Origin of the sequence: Pseudomonas sp. PDM15 (assembly GCF_014851565.1) — a bacterium.
GTDB lineage: Bacteria > Pseudomonadota > Gammaproteobacteria > Pseudomonadales > Pseudomonadaceae > Aquipseudomonas.
In genome coordinates, this window is the sequence record NZ_JACVAA010000012.1 from 1 (window position 1) to 14,893 (window position 14,893).

Below are 14,893 nucleotides of genomic sequence, written 5' to 3' on the forward strand. Positions count from 1 at the left end.
AGCACTTACGAGGGTATATCCTGCCGGACATATTGGTGCGCAATAGCAATTGCTTGTGGTACACATACAGCTAGCCACAGTAATGTCAGGTAGGCCGGCACTCTTTGCCCAGAGACCGGATTGGCAATTACATATCGGTGTAACAGGTAGCTGAGACAGAGCTTCCCGCAGGCGCTGTCAGGGACAAAGACCACTCATATCTGCCGTTAGAATCCGGCCCATTAAATGGGTAAGTCTCTCCGAGATACATTCTTGGCGGTGATCCTTGAGCGTCTCCGGCTCGTGTAATTGCGCATTCGGAATGCCAGCCAAGATTTCGCAAATAAGGCTGATCAGTAACAGATGCAGTTAGTCCTCCGAAGGCTGGATGCAATGTCATCGTTCGCCGCCGTCCGACATCAGCCCACGCACCGGATTGGCAAGCTAGTCAATGCAAGTCACACGGAGATCCATTGTCGCAGAGTAACCGTTCCATGATGCTTGAAATGGATACCTACCGGCTGCATCTGGAGTAGCGCTTGTTCTATAGACATACCCGTGAGGCCGCTCTCCACCAATGCCGGCGATTGAGCAGAGTTTGTGTACGCCTAAATTAACCGCGCCGCCGCCCGGGTTCATGGACGTGACATTAAGCTCAACAAATTCGAACCCGTCAAACTGCTGCGACCACACCCCGGATTGGCAAACCGAGCCCGCTAGTCGAAGCAAGACACTCGAAGATCCATAGTCTCCCCATACCCATTCCATCGCGCGATGTACGGGTATTTACCTTCAGGATCCGGGACCGTTGTAGAGCGTGTTACGTACCCATGAGCCTGCAATCCAGCTAGTGCCGAAATGGCGCAGTACTTATGAGATCCAACACTTTTGGTGCCCGATCCAGCATTTACGGAGGCAATGACGTAATCAACAACTACAACGGAAGCCGACGGACCAGCCCACGCACCGGATTGGCAATTATAACTTTTGGCAAATTGCGTATACCTGCAGGTTATCGCCTGGACTTGCCAGATGATTACCAGACGAGGCCCACCCCTCTAAATTTCCATATTTTATAGGGCCGGAAGATGAAAAAGCCGCTCCGAGCCAGACACCATTCCTATCAATAAATCCACCAATAGGTTGACATCCTGGAACAAGGTCTCCGATAGAAGCCCCACCACCCAGAACGCGCTCATCGGCATTGCAAAAAACCAATGCCATTTCTGCCCCGCATGCGGAGCCAGTAACTGTGCGAGTCTTGCCTCCAATGTTTCTCCACACACCGGATTGGCAATCTGCTAATAGCACGTTGCGGTGCAGTATCCAGTGCCTTGGTCTTGGGCGTATGCCTCAAGAATCCAATAGCCTGAAGACTCATAAGCTCGGCATCCAAACCCTGGGTAAGTGCTTGCTGAGTTAGCGCCGTACTGAGATGAAATTGTGCATAATGTATGAGCACCCATATTTACTGTCCCTCCCCACCCTCCGACGCTTTTAGGTCGGTAATACGCAGTCGAGTAATCAGTTGAGGCTCCAAGTGCGCCGTTGGATGCCCACACACCGGATTGGCAAAACAGCAGCTACGGCGCGGCCTCCAAGCAATTTCTCCTGATACTTTATTGAAAAAATTGTCTCAGCACGCGGCCGCGAGCGGATCCACCATCACCACGCGCCTCTCATCGATCATCTCCAGGTACTGATCCGGAGGCGGTATTGGATCAGCGTCGCGAAGCGCAGTCATCAAGCGCCTGAGCAACTGGTCCTGAGCGAGGCTCAGCGCCGTTTCACGCGATTCGCTGGTGGCGCTCAGGTCTTCGAAGTCGAGCAGCCGGATCGTTACGCCTGTGCTCGTCTGCGAGACTGCTGCAGGGTAGGGGATCAAGTGGTTGATCACCACCTGGCGTCCCTTGCTTTTGCCGCCTTCGAGCTTCTTGACCAGGCGCTGTGCTTTGAGGTGCGTATAGCGCTTCAGCATGCTGAGCGACTTGTGTCCGCTGATGGCGGCCACTTCCATCATGTCCAAGGTGCCCAGTTCGAACAGCCTGCTGATCGCCTCATGCCGGAGATCGTGGAAGTGCAAGTCTTCAATTCCCAGGCGCTGCAGCATCACCCTCCAGGTCGACTTGATGCCCTGAGACTTGTAGGAGAACACGGGCCCCTTGGACTGGACGCCAAGTCGGATCAGGGCGTCTCTCGCCTTCAGCGAGAGCGGAACGTCGCGCCTGGTCCCGTTCTTGGTGTCTGGGAGGTGCGCAACGCGCGACTTGAGGTTGATGTTCTCCCACTGCAGCTTGAGGATCTCGCCCTGGCGCATGGCCGTCTCAAGCGCGATGACGATGATCGAGTACAGTTCAGTGTTTCGGTGATTGTGCGCATAGCGAATGATCTGGCGCTCCTCACGGGGCGTCAGCCGCCTTTCTCGGCCGGGAGGGCTCTTGGGCTTGCGTACCTTCAGGACGGGATTGTCGTCGCAGATACCCCATTCAATGCGGCCCAGTTCGAAAAGGTTCGACAGCAGCGACATCTCCAGCCGGACAGTCGCCGGTGAGAGAGTCTTTCCGGTTTTCGCATTGACCTGCTGGAGGCGCTGATCTCGGTAGGTTGCAATGTCGACCGAGGTAATCTGCCTGGTGATCTTGCTGCCAAGGATGGAGTTGGCCAGGTGCTCTACTCGGTAGCACTCCTGCTGGTAACCTTTTTTGAGGATTGAAACCCTAGTCTTGTACTCGTGCAGGGCTTCCTTCAGCGTCATCTCGGTCATGCATATCGTCCAGTCGCGCCTGCGTTCTCGCAGCCAGGTCGACCAGAGACACATCAAGCACTTCGCAAAGGGAGAACAATGTGTCGAGCGTAGGAGAGCGCTGCCCGAGCTCCAGGACAGAGATATAGGTGCGATCAAGCCCGGCCTCGAACCCGAGTTTTTCCTGGGTGAGGCGTTTCTGCTTGCGCAGTTCGCGGAGAGCCTTTCCGAAGGCCTGATTATGCTTGCGGATGCTGCTTTCCCGGCTTCAACACATGATAAGGGCCGGGATTCTCAGCGGTTCCGACTATAGTCGTCTTCCGCTTATAAACGGAGTTTCAGTAGGCAAGCTACCCTGGCCTGAAATAGAGACGAGGCGTCTATTTCGGTGGTCCCGAGCGCAACGAGGCTATAGGAAATAGTGGCGATAGTGAAGCATTGCCGTGTTTCAGGCGAGGTGATGGAGTGGCGCCAGGTGACTGGCGCCACTTGCATTTAGCGAGGCGCGGGAGTGAGGTCAGCCTCTTGGGTCTGTTCAAGGTCTTTGCCGACACCGAACTTATCGCGCATGAATTTCTCGACATGCGAGGCGGCTTTTGCAATGAGCGCAAGCACTGGAAGTGCATGAGCTGCACCGGCGCCGGCCATCGCGATATTGGTGCCGAGGGACTCGTAACCGCCGGCTACACCATGCATGATTGCATCGAGCAGCGGCAGCTTCTCGATGCCAGCGATGTACTGCTTGTACGCCATCGCGCCGGCTTCAGTGACCCTCGGGCCGCCCTCGGTCATGATGTCGCTGGTATACATGGAGTCCATCGTAACGCCACCCATAAACATCATCAGGCCCGGGGCAGCGGCCAGAGCCAGGGTCTGCAGGGCTGGGGTGTTGCGCAGCGCCTCGCTGCACTTCTCGAAGATCGAGCGGGACATCATCTGGTACAGACTCGTGCCCTGGGTGGGAAGCATTTGGCTCATCTCAGTGTCTCCGTGCGGCTGCGAAGGTGCGTTCGGTCAGGGCGCAGAATTCGTCGATCGGCTCGACAACCTTTGCCATGTCCGGCGTATGGTCCGGCGCGCCTTCCAGCTGCGTCAGGATGGTGTGATAGACGTTGATCTGCAGCGCGACCTCGGCTTTCACCTCGGCGCTTTCCTGGCTGCCCAGGAGAAGCTGCGCGGCGCCTTCAAGGCGCTTGGTCCGTTCTTGAGTTTCGATACGCATGGGACTCCTTTTGACGCTATGCGGCTGGCAATGCCAGCTGGTTGCTGAGCGTGCACGCGCCATACAAATCAACGGCGTGCAACTCATGATGTTGAAGCAGGATTGATGAGAGCTCCTCGTCGACAGTGAACATCGAGCGGGAGGGTTCACCGCTTCGCAGACACTCCAGTGCCTGGATCGTGGAGGAGGGAAGGGATGCCGCCGTTGCGATCGCCAGCGCGTGCTCGATCTGGGCCAGGCCGGGGCGGTCGGCCTCCAGGCCCTGATTGACAGCAAACTGCACAATCGCGTAGCCGGAGTGCTTGTGCATTAGCAGGTCTGCGACTCCCGATGCGGTCTGCTGTGTGAGCCCGTCGCCAACGATCGAGAAAGACAGCTGCGCCCGGGCCATCAGGTTCGCGGCGTACTGCCGCAGCGTTGAAACACGCACGTAGTCCGAAAAGTCGCCTTCTTCTGGGATGCTGCGGTATCCGGCGAGGGCGGCTTTGATGAGGTGGGGGTCGCTGACCGGTTGCCATTCGAGCTGGCCCGAATCCCCAGGTCTTGCCTCGTCCAACAGCAAGATCTCCTTGGCCTTTAGGCTCGGGTAAACAACCACTTGGCCCCGGTATGTCGGAATGGCAGAGCGCTGTGCAGCATCGGCGTTACTCATGGGCAGCCCCTAAGCATCTGTTTGTGCTTTCGATAGAATAACAGAGCATTTCCGATTGATGGCTAGTAAAACGTGCAAAAGCGATTACGATAGCAACACATTTATTGCCACGGTGCCCGCGCACTATGTTCAAGCGCCGCACAACTCAGCCACAGGAGTTACTCGGTCGAGCTGTCTTTGACGGCTATGACTACGGGCTCTCATTCGCCTATGTCGAGGGCTTGGGTCGGGCGCTAGGCGCTCATAAGGCCCGGTGCTTTCGTAGGCCTGGCCATCGCCTTCACAACGCGTGGCGAGTACCTAAATCGGTCGTGCACGAAGATATCAGCGAGTTCTTTGCGGCGATCCAGGCAGTCGCCGGCGATACCTTCCCCGAAACGCTGGAGACGTTCACCCGCAAGCTCGATCAAGCCCGGGCGGCGCCGGTGGCAGACGCCTTTACTGCCGGCATCTGCGTACGGCTGTCGGCCATGGCCGACGGCAAGGTGCTCGCCCGTGGCGACTATCACCCCGGGCTGGTGGCGATTTACCGGCGCATGCGCGGGGTATTCCTGGGGCCGAGCAAGGCCTGGAAGATCAACTGCACCCCCGAAGTTCTGCGCAGCAACCTCATTGAAGGCCTTGGCCTCAGCGAGGATCAGGTCGAGATACTTGAAGGCGTGCACGAGCTGCTTGAGGATGGCTCCCTGACTCAGGCGCGAGAGTGGGATTCCATCGCGGTCGGCGGCACAAGGCCGGAGCCAACTGGAGAAGAAGATGACCTGAGCGAAAACGAAGTCTATCTGGCCAGTATTCCTGAGATCACTCGCACCAACTGGACCCAGACTGCCCTGGCCGAAGCTTTGACGCGGTATGAGCTCTATGATTACCAGCGTGCTGGCGTAGGGCACCTGGTGCGTCGGAGCAGCGCGCTTCTCGCTGACGATATGGGCCTCGGTAAAACCCGCCAGTCCATCGTTGCTGCTGACATCCAGGCGCAGGGTCGGCCGACGCTGATCATCTGCCTGGCCAGCCTGGTGATCAACTGGGCTCGCGAGATCGCCGCGGTGAAGCCGGGCGATCGCGTGGCCATCCAGGAGTTTGACCCCCAGGCCCAGTGGGTCATCATCAATTACGAACGGCTTGGCCAGTTCGTCAAACTGGCCGGGCACTTCTCGGTGATGGTGATCGATGAGGCGCACCGCCTGAAGGAACCCACGGCCGAGTGGACGCGGCATGCGTTCGATATTGCTTCGCAGATCCCCAACCGTTACCTGCTGACCGGCACCCCGGTGCTGAACAGGGAAAGCGAACTCCATACGCTGCTTCGTCTGTCCGGACACCCGATCGGCCAGATGCCGCTAAAGGCCTTCTGCGAGCAGTTCGCTGGCAACAGTGAGTTCCGCACGACGCTGCGGGCGCGCCTTTCCGATTGGATGCTTCGACGCTCGAAGGACGTGCTCACCGGCCTCAAAGGGAAGCAGCGTCAGACGCTCGCAACGCGACTGTCCGCAGCTGATCGTGATGCCTACAAGGCGATCCTCTCAGGTGACAAGACGCCGCTTGCGCGCATCGGCGCGTTGCGATCGCTGATGGAGCGCTCCAAGGCCAACGCCTGTCTCGAAATGGTTCGAGATCTCGATGCAGAGGACAAGGCGATTGTCTTCTGCGAGTTCATCGAGACCGTCGACTGGCTGAAAGAGCAGCTGGAGGCATGCGGCATCAGCGTCGTCACGCTCACCGGCAAGATGTCCCGAACGCAGCGTCAGCGATCGGTCGATCGCTTCCAGTCGGACGAGGGCGTGCGGGTGTTCATCGGCACAACCTCTGCGGCCGGCACCGGAATCAATCTCACCGCGGCGAACTATGTGATCTTCGCGAGCCTTCCCTGGACGCCGGCGCTCCAGGACCAGGCGGAGGACAGGGCCTACCGCAATGGCCAGCTCCGGATGGTGGTGGTCAAGATCCCGTTGGTTGAGGACTCAATCGATCAGGGGCTGTGGGAGATGTTGGCAGCGAAGCGTGCCGTTGCCCGGGATCTGATTGATCCGACTGATCTCGACGAGAGTCGGGCAATGGCTTCTGCCGCCGCCAGGCTTCTAGCGGCGTAAGCAATTACTCAAAAATCCGGTTTCGCTGCTTGTATTCATCCCAGAGCATGCCAAACACATCGTCGAGCTTCCGATGCCCGTCCATGCGCCATTCTTGCGCTTGCTCAGGCGATTCAGCCATTAAGCGAATGACGAGTTCATCGACATCAATACCGTATGTTTGAGCAGCAAGAGCGAAGCAGACGCGCCGCTGCTGCTCTCGGAACTCATTCTCTGGCATGTAGCTAAGAGCTCTCACGCTTCTACAGCCAGATTCTATGTACTCAAGCACCTTGGGATTTTGATCGAGAAACTTGTCGATCGCTGCTCTGTACAGCTGCTCAAAATCCATATGCTTCACCTTCGAGATAGCTGCAGAGCTGGGCGTCCTCAGAAGAACACCTCGACCGGAACGCTGAATCGCTGCGAAAGGGCTCGGATGTGACGCACGTTCAGCTGCCGCTTACCCGAGAGGATTTCTGAGACCACAGATTGCTTGCCGATCTCGGGCAATTCATCCTGCTTCAGTCCCCGCTCCTCCATCAAATAGCGCAGCACCTCATGGCCAGGCGCTGGAAGGATGGGGTAATGCTCGGCGTCATATGCACTGATCAGGTCGCCGACGAACGATGCCAGGCTGCGCAGTGGGTGCTCATCTGCATCACCGATGGTATCCAGCAATTCATCCAGAACTTCCGTGAGCGCGTCGTACTGCGCCTCGGTTTTTGGCTTGGTCAGCAGCGGCTCAACGAAATGCCAGTGCTCCGCAGCCTGCTTCAGAATAGCGCTCATTGTCCACCTCACTTCCACTTGTCGCGGTCGTACTCTTTGTGATCGAGCACTGCACGGATAAAGACTTTCTTGAACTGGTAGTCCACCTCTGCGATGAGCCTGAGCTTGTTGCCGCCGATGTCGAAAACATGCTTGCTGCCTACCTTGTCGACACTGGGGAAGCACTGCTTCATCGCTGCGAAGTCACTGGGGGCCAGGCTGCGCATTAGTCGATACCAGGAATCTAGCGCACAGGCGGCATGAGGCCATTTCTCTTTTGCTTCCCAGATACGCTTTTGCGTAATGACGTGCATGCCGATCCTTACATCGCATTTTGCTATGAATCAGCTTATCGCGGTGCGATGGATATCGCAAGATGCTATGCGCTCAGCGGAGTTGGGTTGTTATGCCGAGCCAGGCGCCGTAACAGGCGGCGATCAGCTGCACAAGCGAACCCTCCCCTCTAGGTTGACGCATTGCTGATAAGTACGGTTATCAGCAATTTGGCGCCCTTCTTTTGCCGAAAATGTTGCACATGCAATTGGTATAGGCATTGCAAATGGCGGCACAATCATAAAAGCCCTTGCTGCGCGCTGCTTAGAGCGGATTCATAGCAATCGCCCATTGTTACAGGTGCAATTGAGGTTGACGCTTCGCTGTTGCGCGTTTAGTTTTGCAATGTCAAAACGAAAGCGAGGCTGCGAGATGAGTCAGAAGAAAGCGCTGGATCAGTACCCCACGCCGGCGTGGGTCGCTGAATGCTTGGTTCGGGAGCACTTTGCGGATCTGGGCACAGCTGATGTGGTTGTCGACCCGACCTGCGGCCCTGGGCGATTCCTTCAGGCCGTGCCGTCGCATGTCAGTGCATTCGGGGTCGAGATCGATCCAGAGTTGGCCGGCGTTGCGCGCAGCCTGACTGGCCGCCAGGTGATTACCGGCGACTTCTTCAAGGTTGATCTCCCAGCCAGGCCTACAGCGTTCATTGGCAACCCGCCATTCAAGCTGGCCCTGGTTGATCGCCTTCTCGACCGCGCTCATGACCTCCTGCAGGATGAAGGTCGGGTTGGACTGATCCTGCCTTGTTACGCGTTCCAGACTGCAGGACGGGTCGTACGGTACAGCTCCGACTGGAGCCTGCAGCAGCAGATGATTCCGCGATCGATCTATCCAGGGCTCTCGAAGCCGCTGATGTTCGCCATCTTCAGGAAGGATCGGCGGCGGATGATGATCGGGCTATCGCTCTATCACGAGGCTGCTTTCGTCCAGGCTCTGCCGGAGGATCTGCAGGAGGCCCTCGTCGAGGGGCCAGTTACCTGGGGAGGACTTGTTATCGGCGCCATCATGGCCGCCGGCGGCGAGGCGGCGCTCACCGACATCTACGACTATGTTTGTGCACGCCGGCCGACCGCGAATCCGCACTGGAAGGAGCAAGTTCGCAAGATCTGCCAAGCCCGGGCGCGGAGAACCGGCCGCGGACGATACGCCGTGGCCGAAGTTGCTTGATCGGGTATAAGTTTTTCCCAGAAAACCGCCCAAAATATAGTTTTCTCGCGGCCTCTATAGGAATTTCACCGGGTCGTGGATGTACGTCGATTCGGCCCGTTACCTATGCACGTACTCCTGACGTGTATAGAAAACCTCACTTTTCTATACGCGTCGCCAGTACCTTGAGCAGGTGCACTACATATCCCCCGAATGAGTTGATCGGCTTCAGGTCTGCCTGGAACCGAACCCGGACAGGCTCTGCCAGCATGCCCTCCAGCGCGCGGTACACGTCGATATCAGCATCCAGCTCGAAGATACCGTAGGGGGTGCAGTTCACGCCCTGGCCCATCGGGCCGCCTGGGGATCCGATGACTGTCACCTTCGCAACGAGTTCGCCGGCTGCGCTGAACGTTCTGGCGCCGAGCACAACGGCTTCGACCTCAATCGACAGCCCGCCTTCTCGGAGCAGCTGCATGCCTTGGTCGCTGAGGTTCACTTCGTCACCATCCGGCGTAGTTCGTCACCAGCTGGGCCCAGTCGGGCAGTGCCGCATGTGCTCGAAGTACGCTCATCGCGTCGGCAGCGTGGATCTTCGTTGGGCACCCGCCAGTCAGGAAAAACTTGTCCGGGCCCTGGCAGTACAGGTGCAGGATCGTCAGTGTCATCACCTGCTGGAGTGGCGACATTGCTCGATAGGATTTGCGCATAGCCTTGAGGTCGGCTGGAACCGCATCCCAACTCCCTGCCCAGTCGTAGCCGCGGGGGCGCATGTTGTAATGATCGCCGTTGGCTGGGTGCTGCTGGTTGTGTCTTTCAAAACACTCCTGAAGCTCGTACTTCGCGACGGTATCCCAGGCGGCCTTGCCGAATATGCGAGCTCGCGAGTCCGACCCTTCAAAAGAGGGCATCGGCCCGCCGCACACCATGGCTAACGCCGCATATTCGGCGTAATCCATGCTCGGAATTTTGTCGACCAAACTCACCAGGGTGTAGCCTGGGAACCGGCCGGCTGCGAACGTAGCGTTGACCGCGGCGTACGCCGCCAGCGCGACCGGCTGCTGCGAGTGGTGGATGTAGGTCCCGCTGGCCGTTTGGATGTCGGTAAACGCCCATACCCCTGGTGATACCTGATGAACACCGAGAGCCGTCAGGAGTTCAGTTGCGTCAGTCACGTAGCTGGAAGCTTCGATCATGATTGCCCCTGGCGCCGCATGGCATCTTCCAAGTCACGCTGACATTGCGCGATATCGTCACGCAGTGATTGCTGATGTTCCTCGCGGCGGCGCTCCTGGGCGCCACTGCCATCATGCCGTTCGCAATCGCGCTTCAGTTCGCTCAGGTAGGCAGCTTTTGCATCTGCCAGAGCGCTTTCGGCCTGTTCAACAGTCTTACTCATGGCGTGCCCTCTCGATTGGCTCAAGCTATCAGCTAGAACGGGTTGAACATCACGATGAATGCCGCAGCGATTGCAGCCAAGATCCAAGCCGTAACTTTCTTCGCCGGCTGGCCGTGACGCTTCAGCCATACAGCGCCGTTATCAACAGTGAAGATAACCGGATACTTCTGGGTGTTGTTCTCATCTTGAGGTGGGATTAGCTGGATCATTACGGTGTCAGTCCTTGTGCGTTTCACGGGCGCCACACGGGCGCTGCATTGGCCATGGTCATTGAGCGTTGCCCAGTAAACCATGCGAGCCGATCGATCTCAGCTCCGATCAGTGCGATATGGCGGTACACCAGTGAGGGATTGGCGCCCATCCAGCGCTGGTGAGTCGGGGACTGCTGATGAGCAACCAGCGCCTGGACAAGCTGCTTTTCAAATCGGGTGCTGCTGAACGACACGAGCCATTCAGCGAGGGCGTCATCACTGCCTATTTCGGGGATGGCGGCAAGCAGAAGCTCACGCCTTTTGACTTCGTTCGGCTCGAAGAAATAGAGCGCATCCTTCGCTGCCATTTGCGGGAACGTGGTTGTTCGAGGGGACCACATCCGGGGTGATGGCACGCCGTGCAGCATGCGGATGCATTGCATGCTTGCCTTCATGGGGCGCCTGGTATTGACCTCAATGCGTACATCGTCCGTCCAGCGCCCAGCCTCGGAAAGCGCTCGGCTGGCGTTGCGAAGCACGTAATCAACGTCCGTGCGATCCAGCTTCGAAATTGCTCGATCCATCAGGAGGCGAAACACATAGTCTTCAGCTGAAACGGGCCCGGTAAGGCCAGAAATGCGAGCAGCGCTGGTGGCCATCGCCTTACTCCTATGAGTTGGACTGTTTCTCGCCGGTGCCGGCGGGGCTGATGACCTCAGCAGAGAGGCCTTGCGCTTGGCGAAGCTCTTCTGCCCCCAGGCGCTGCTGGGCTGCATCTTCTGGCAAGGGCTCGAACGCCACGTTCTTGATCGGCGTCCACTCAAGGCCTGCGCGATCCAGCAGAACCTTGTGGTTGAGCCAGTCGACTCCCCACACCTTATACACTCCGGCATCGCCCCTAACCCGCGCCCGATACTCCGGCGCCGGCGGCATGTTTCCGTACTTGCTTTTACGCGACATGCTTAGATCCTCAGTCTCTCTTCTATGCCAGCGGACGCCGGGCAACCCACCCTTCAGGCTCATCTTCGAACGAGGTCAGCTTGCTGTACTCGTGGAGGCATGCGGGGGTGTCTTCGTAGCAAAACCGCTTCTGGTACGCCTGCTCGTAAGTGACGCCCAGGCAAATGGCGTAGGTGAACATGAGCGGCAGCACGCCAGCGTAGGTGCCATCTGGCAGCCGCTTGGCGCCGACAAATCGCGCTTCGGGGCCGCGCATCCACTCGGTGAACGCATCTTGCTGGCCAGGTCCTGACGGATTCAGGGTCTCATGTACGGATACCGCGCAAGTGCTCCTTGGCAGCGTCGACTCGTCGCGCGAATGATGGTTCTGTTAATCAGAACTTGTCAAGAATCATGAGCTTCGATAGCGCTTACTCCAAGCGCATCTCGCAAGGCTCACAGATAAGCTTCAGTCCCGGCTTCCCCCATACGTTGGCTTTGCAGCCTGGGCACGAATACTTCACTCGGTTGCTCTTGTCGCCAACCTCGCGGATCGAGACATCGAGACCTTGCTCAGCGGGAATCTGCAATGCGGCTTCGAGCCGGGCAGTGACGTGCCCGCTCGCTTCATCGCCCTGCTCTATCTGCGGCGCGCCGATGGGCGTGAAGGTTTGCGCTGGCTGGCTGGGGGACTGATAGGGCGAGGGATATCGATCCATCCAGGAGATTGCAAAGCCGCGCTCAAGCAGCTGCCTGGTCGCCATGTCGAAACGGCCACCCGGGATCACGTAGTCGTTCATGCTCTGGCCGACCTTCTTCCCGCCAGGCTGGCCGGTATCCGAAGGCATCAGGCCAATGCGCTCCATCTTCAGGGCCCACTCGCGATTGTGGTAGCAGGCTCGACTTGGGGTGCCAAAGTGGGCCTGCCAGAGGTGGGCCATCTCGTGCACCAGGGTCTGCAGTATCTCGACTAGCGGCACGACCGCGAAGAAGTCCGGATTCATCGCAATTTCGTCGGTTTGAACGCCGTCGCGGCGGATGAAGCGTGACTTGGAGAAATACCCCATCGAGCGCTTCTCGCGCTGAAAGGTGATCAGGCACGGCGGCAGCAACGCCTCGAAGAGGTGGTCGTTGTAGTAGTCGTAGGCAGCCTGTAGCTCCTCGTACGCCTCCTCTGTCGGTCTTTTGAATTTCACCCGTCAACCTCCCCGCCATTTTCTGTATTGCACATTACAGATTCAGAACATGAAGCGCGCCTAGGAATTGGCGATCGCTAGCTTCTGTGCTTAATTTTCAGCGTTGACATAAAAACAAGCAAGTTATAGTTTAGCAATCATAAACGCACACATCGAGGCAGTTATGCGAGCGCCGAAGAAGAACCACCCCAGCAATCCAGCAGAACACCGCAAGCAGCTGATCAAGCTTCTGGAGGCGAACAGCCGCCGCCGGAATCTCTGGGATGTCTTTGGGGACTTCATCGAGATGGCGGCGCTGTCGCTCGCCAATGCTGTGGATTGGGCGCAGGCCGAGCAGCGCGAAAAACGCTACATGTCCATCGTCAAACGCTACGAGCCGGACGAGGTTGCTCGCTTCCCGCAGATGCTCGCCGAACTCACCTCTGCGCTGGAGTACGGCCCCGATGATGTCTTGGGTCGCGTCTTCGGCGAGCTGGAGTTGCACAACGCCGCGCGCGGCCAGTTCTTCACGCCCTATCACGTCTGCGCCTTGATGGCGCGTCTGCAGGTTGAGGGTGCTGGCCACCTGGATGGCTTGATCGAAAAACAAGGGTTCATTCGGGTGAGCGAGCCGGCCTGCGGCGCCGGCGCGATGGTCATTGCCATGGCTGAAGCCATGCAAGAGCGCGGCGTGAACTACCAGCAGTGCATGCATGTCACCGCACAGGATGTCGATTCCCGCGCCGTGCACATGGCCTATGTCCAACTCAGCCTTCTCCACATCCCTGCAGTCGTGATCCTCGGTAATACCCTGGCGTTGGAAGAGCGTGAGCACTGGTACACGCCGGCGCACATCATGGGGCTCTGGTCGCAGAAGCTCCGCCGAGGCTATGCACTCGGCAGCGCGATGGATATCGCGGCGAGCCAGGCGGCCGCGCCTGGCGCAGATCTTGAAGAGCAGTTGGGGCTGCAGCTTGAAGAGCTCGCGCCCGACTGTGCAGAGCCGCTGCTCACCTCCACCGCTTGGGGGCAGCAGGCATGAGTCGGCAGATCGATATCTTCGCCGAAGGCGCTCAGCGCCTGCAGATGACCGAAAGCATCGAACTCACCATCCAGTCTCTTCAAGCCTATGGCGAGTCTCACGACCACTGGGCGATCGCCTGGTCAGGGGGCAAGGATAGTAGTTCGACGCTGACCTTGATCATGTGGCTGATCGACTCCGGGAAGGTCAAGGCGCCGAAGTCTCTGACGGTGTTTTACGCCGACACCCGCCAGGAGCTGCCGCCGCTGGCGATCGCCGCCAAGCAGATCATGGACGAGCTCGAAGAGCGGGGGATCCATGTCGAGGTCGTCACTGCGCCGCTGGATAAGCGCTTCATGGTCTATATCCTCGGTCGCGGGGTTCCTCCGCCAAACAACAACACCCTCCGGTGGTGCACTCGCCAAATCAAGATCGACCCGATGCAGGCCGCGCTGGAACAGCGCCTGGCCGAGCTGGATGGCAATGTCCTGATGATCACCGGCGTGCGCCAGGGTGAGAGTGCAATTCGCGATAAGCGCATCGAAATGTCCTGTGGCAAGGATGGCGCCGAGTGCGGCCAGGGCTGGTATCAGAAAGTCCTGCCGGAGTCGAAAGGGCTAAAGGGGCGTCTGGCCACCCTTGCCCCGCTCCTGCACTGGCGGGTCTGCCACGTCTGGGAATGGCTGAAGCACTGGGCTCCCCTGGTTGAGTTCGGCGACTGGTCGACGGCGACCATCGCAGACGCCTACGGCGGCGACGAAGCTGAGGAAGTCAACGCTCGAACCGGTTGCACGGGCTGCCCCCTTGCAAGCAAGGACACCGCGCTCGACACCATCCTGCTCAATCCGTCCTGGACCTACCTGGCGCCACTGAAGGGCATTAAGCAGCTGTGGCGGGAGTTGCGGGAGCCGCACAACCGTCTCCGCAAGGCTGGTTATGAGTATTTGAAGGATGGCAGCACCGCCGCAAACCCGCAGCGCATGGGGCCGATCACCTTCGAAGCCCGCCTGATGGGCCTCGAACGAATCCTCAATATCCAGAAAGAAATTAACGATGCAGCCGATCGCCTCGGCCGTCCCCGTGTTGACCTGATCAACGCAGAAGAAGAAACGCGCATTCGTGAGCTGATCGCTGCTGAGACATGGCCGCAGGGCTGGGATGGTGACGAACCGACTGCTGACACCCCTATGGATCAAATCAACGCCGATGGCTCGGTGCAGCCATTGCTGTTCGTCTGACAAGGAAAATCC

General features: G+C 58.4%; 20 protein-coding genes. 4 read left to right on the top strand and 16 right to left on the bottom strand.

Annotated features, from left to right (window positions below):
* Nucleotides 1-1,615 precede the first annotated feature (1,615 nt).
* The 5 genes from IB232_RS23065 to IB232_RS23085 all read right to left on the bottom strand — a co-directional run bounded on the left by IB232_RS23065 (nt 1,616) and on the right by IB232_RS23085 (nt 4,596).
* The gene (locus tag IB232_RS23065) at nt 1,616-2,743 is read right to left on the bottom strand and encodes a site-specific integrase (protein ID WP_192400850.1); all 1,128 of its coding nucleotides are present in this window, start codon (nt 2,741-2,743) and stop codon (nt 1,616-1,618) included.
* On the bottom strand, nt 2,697-2,975 hold the full coding sequence (locus IB232_RS23070) for a helix-turn-helix domain-containing protein (RefSeq protein ID WP_079390344.1): 279 nt from the start codon (nt 2,973-2,975) through the stop codon (nt 2,697-2,699). Before IB232_RS23070 ends, IB232_RS23065 begins: the two co-directional genes overlap by 47 nt.
* 242 nt (nt 2,976-3,217) lie before the next feature.
* The gene (locus tag IB232_RS23075; protein WP_192400851.1) at nt 3,218-3,700 is read right to left on the bottom strand and encodes a hypothetical protein; all 483 of its coding nucleotides are present in this window, start codon (nt 3,698-3,700) and stop codon (nt 3,218-3,220) included.
* A gap of 1 nt (nt 3,701) precedes the next feature.
* A complete protein-coding gene (locus IB232_RS23080; protein WP_034023450.1) occupies nt 3,702-3,944 on the bottom strand; it encodes a hypothetical protein in 243 nt (80 codons plus the stop codon).
* A gap of 16 nt (nt 3,945-3,960) precedes the next feature.
* On the bottom strand, nt 3,961-4,596 hold the full coding sequence (locus IB232_RS23085; protein WP_192400852.1) for a hypothetical protein: 636 nt from the start codon (nt 4,594-4,596) through the stop codon (nt 3,961-3,963).
* Between the two features lie 125 nt (nt 4,597-4,721).
* On the opposite strand from IB232_RS23085, the gene IB232_RS23090 reads away from it, so the two are divergent.
* Nucleotides 4,722-6,686 (top strand): DEAD/DEAH box helicase, encoded by a 1,965-nt coding sequence (locus IB232_RS23090; RefSeq protein WP_192400853.1) that lies wholly within the window; start codon nt 4,722-4,724, stop codon nt 6,684-6,686.
* Nucleotides 6,687-6,690: 4 nt separating this feature from the next.
* Here IB232_RS23090 and IB232_RS23095 read toward each other — a convergent pair whose 3' ends face one another.
* Genes IB232_RS23095 through IB232_RS23105 form a run of 3 tightly spaced genes read right to left on the bottom strand, consistent with a single transcriptional unit; the run spans nt 6,691 to nt 7,750 of the window.
* A complete protein-coding gene (locus tag IB232_RS23095; RefSeq protein WP_192400854.1) occupies nt 6,691-7,017 on the bottom strand; it encodes a DUF6388 family protein in 327 nt (108 codons plus the stop codon).
* Nucleotides 7,018-7,055: 38 nt separating this feature from the next.
* On the bottom strand, nt 7,056-7,457 hold the full coding sequence (locus tag IB232_RS23100; RefSeq protein WP_192400855.1) for a helix-turn-helix domain-containing protein: 402 nt from the start codon (nt 7,455-7,457) through the stop codon (nt 7,056-7,058).
* Between the two features lie 8 nt (nt 7,458-7,465).
* Nucleotides 7,466-7,750, bottom strand: a complete 285-nt coding sequence (locus tag IB232_RS23105; protein ID WP_192400856.1) for a type II toxin-antitoxin system HigB family toxin — start codon at nt 7,748-7,750, stop codon at nt 7,466-7,468.
* A 391-nt stretch (nt 7,751-8,141) separates the two neighbouring features.
* On the opposite strand from IB232_RS23105, the gene IB232_RS23110 reads away from it, so the two are divergent.
* Nucleotides 8,142-8,939 (top strand): class I SAM-dependent methyltransferase, encoded by a 798-nt coding sequence (locus IB232_RS23110; RefSeq protein WP_192400857.1) that lies wholly within the window; start codon nt 8,142-8,144, stop codon nt 8,937-8,939.
* A 136-nt stretch (nt 8,940-9,075) separates the two neighbouring features.
* Here the strand turns inward: IB232_RS23110 and IB232_RS23115 are convergent, their stop codons facing one another.
* The 8 genes from IB232_RS23115 to IB232_RS23150 form a co-directional block, all read right to left on the bottom strand.
* Nucleotides 9,076-9,417, bottom strand: coding sequence for a hypothetical protein (locus tag IB232_RS23115; protein ID WP_192400858.1), 342 nt, complete (start codon nt 9,415-9,417; stop codon nt 9,076-9,078).
* 4 nt (nt 9,418-9,421) lie between these two features.
* Nucleotides 9,422-10,114 carry a hypothetical protein gene (locus IB232_RS23120; protein WP_192400859.1) on the bottom strand — a complete coding sequence of 231 codons (693 nt, stop codon included), beginning with the start codon at nt 10,112-10,114 and terminating at the stop codon, nt 9,422-9,424.
* Nucleotides 10,111-10,317 (bottom strand): hypothetical protein, encoded by a 207-nt coding sequence (locus IB232_RS23125; RefSeq protein ID WP_192400860.1) that lies wholly within the window; start codon nt 10,315-10,317, stop codon nt 10,111-10,113. The genes IB232_RS23120 and IB232_RS23125 overlap by 4 nt, the downstream gene beginning before the upstream one ends.
* Nucleotides 10,318-10,349: 32 nt before the next feature.
* Entirely contained in the window at nt 10,350-10,526 is a 177-nt protein-coding gene (locus tag IB232_RS23130; RefSeq protein ID WP_192400861.1) for a hypothetical protein, read from the bottom strand.
* 23 nt (nt 10,527-10,549) lie between these two features.
* Entirely contained in the window at nt 10,550-11,167 is a 618-nt protein-coding gene (locus IB232_RS23135) for a hypothetical protein (protein WP_192400862.1), read from the bottom strand.
* Between the two features lie 10 nt (nt 11,168-11,177).
* Nucleotides 11,178-11,468: a hypothetical protein gene (locus IB232_RS23140; protein WP_192400863.1), complete on the bottom strand. Its 291-nt coding sequence runs from the start codon at nt 11,466-11,468 to the stop codon at nt 11,178-11,180.
* A gap of 22 nt (nt 11,469-11,490) precedes the next feature.
* Nucleotides 11,491-11,724 carry a hypothetical protein gene (locus tag IB232_RS23145; protein WP_192400864.1) on the bottom strand — a complete coding sequence of 78 codons (234 nt, stop codon included), beginning with the start codon at nt 11,722-11,724 and terminating at the stop codon, nt 11,491-11,493.
* A 154-nt stretch (nt 11,725-11,878) separates the two neighbouring features.
* Nucleotides 11,879-12,643, bottom strand: coding sequence for a SprT-like domain-containing protein (locus tag IB232_RS23150; RefSeq protein ID WP_192400865.1), 765 nt, complete (start codon nt 12,641-12,643; stop codon nt 11,879-11,881).
* Nucleotides 12,644-12,806: 163 nt separating this feature from the next.
* Here IB232_RS23150 and IB232_RS23155 point away from each other — a divergent pair, with 163 nt between their 5' ends.
* Complete coding sequence (locus tag IB232_RS23155; protein ID WP_192400866.1) at nt 12,807-13,664, top strand: N-6 DNA methylase; 858 nt, start codon at nt 12,807-12,809, stop codon at nt 13,662-13,664.
* A complete protein-coding gene (locus tag IB232_RS23160) occupies nt 13,661-14,881 on the top strand; it encodes a phosphoadenosine phosphosulfate reductase family protein (protein ID WP_192400867.1) in 1,221 nt (406 codons plus the stop codon). The genes IB232_RS23155 and IB232_RS23160 overlap by 4 nt, the downstream gene beginning before the upstream one ends.
* The last annotated feature ends 12 nt before the right edge of the window (nt 14,882-14,893 follow it).

Coding starts and splice junctions, on each gene's coding strand:
- IB232_RS23160 (WP_192400867.1), top strand. CDS start 13,661: ATGAGTCGGCAGATCGATATCTTCGCCGAAGGCGCTCAGCGCCTGCAG.
- IB232_RS23145 (WP_192400864.1), bottom strand. CDS start 11,724: ATGCGCGGCCCCGAAGCGCGATTTGTCGGCGCCAAGCGGCTGCCAGAT.
- IB232_RS23075 (WP_192400851.1), bottom strand. CDS start 3,700: ATGAGCCAAATGCTTCCCACCCAGGGCACGAGTCTGTACCAGATGATG.
- IB232_RS23130 (WP_192400861.1), bottom strand. CDS start 10,526: ATGATCCAGCTAATCCCACCTCAAGATGAGAACAACACCCAGAAGTAT.
- IB232_RS23140 (WP_192400863.1), bottom strand. CDS start 11,468: ATGTCGCGTAAAAGCAAGTACGGAAACATGCCGCCGGCGCCGGAGTAT.
- IB232_RS23065 (WP_192400850.1), bottom strand. CDS start 2,743: ATGACCGAGATGACGCTGAAGGAAGCCCTGCACGAGTACAAGACTAGG.
- IB232_RS23095 (WP_192400854.1), bottom strand. CDS start 7,017: ATGGATTTTGAGCAGCTGTACAGAGCAGCGATCGACAAGTTTCTCGAT.
- IB232_RS23125 (WP_192400860.1), bottom strand. CDS start 10,317: ATGAGTAAGACTGTTGAACAGGCCGAAAGCGCTCTGGCAGATGCAAAA.
- IB232_RS23085 (WP_192400852.1), bottom strand. CDS start 4,596: ATGAGTAACGCCGATGCTGCACAGCGCTCTGCCATTCCGACATACCGG.
- IB232_RS23100 (WP_192400855.1), bottom strand. CDS start 7,457: ATGAGCGCTATTCTGAAGCAGGCTGCGGAGCACTGGCATTTCGTTGAG.
- IB232_RS23090 (WP_192400853.1), top strand. CDS start 4,722: ATGTTCAAGCGCCGCACAACTCAGCCACAGGAGTTACTCGGTCGAGCT.
- IB232_RS23120 (WP_192400859.1), bottom strand. CDS start 10,114: ATGATCGAAGCTTCCAGCTACGTGACTGACGCAACTGAACTCCTGACG.
- IB232_RS23105 (WP_192400856.1), bottom strand. CDS start 7,750: ATGCACGTCATTACGCAAAAGCGTATCTGGGAAGCAAAAGAGAAATGG.
- IB232_RS23155 (WP_192400866.1), top strand. CDS start 12,807: ATGCGAGCGCCGAAGAAGAACCACCCCAGCAATCCAGCAGAACACCGC.
- IB232_RS23110 (WP_192400857.1), top strand. CDS start 8,142: ATGAGTCAGAAGAAAGCGCTGGATCAGTACCCCACGCCGGCGTGGGTC.
- IB232_RS23080 (WP_034023450.1), bottom strand. CDS start 3,944: ATGCGTATCGAAACTCAAGAACGGACCAAGCGCCTTGAAGGCGCCGCG.
- IB232_RS23135 (WP_192400862.1), bottom strand. CDS start 11,167: ATGGCCACCAGCGCTGCTCGCATTTCTGGCCTTACCGGGCCCGTTTCA.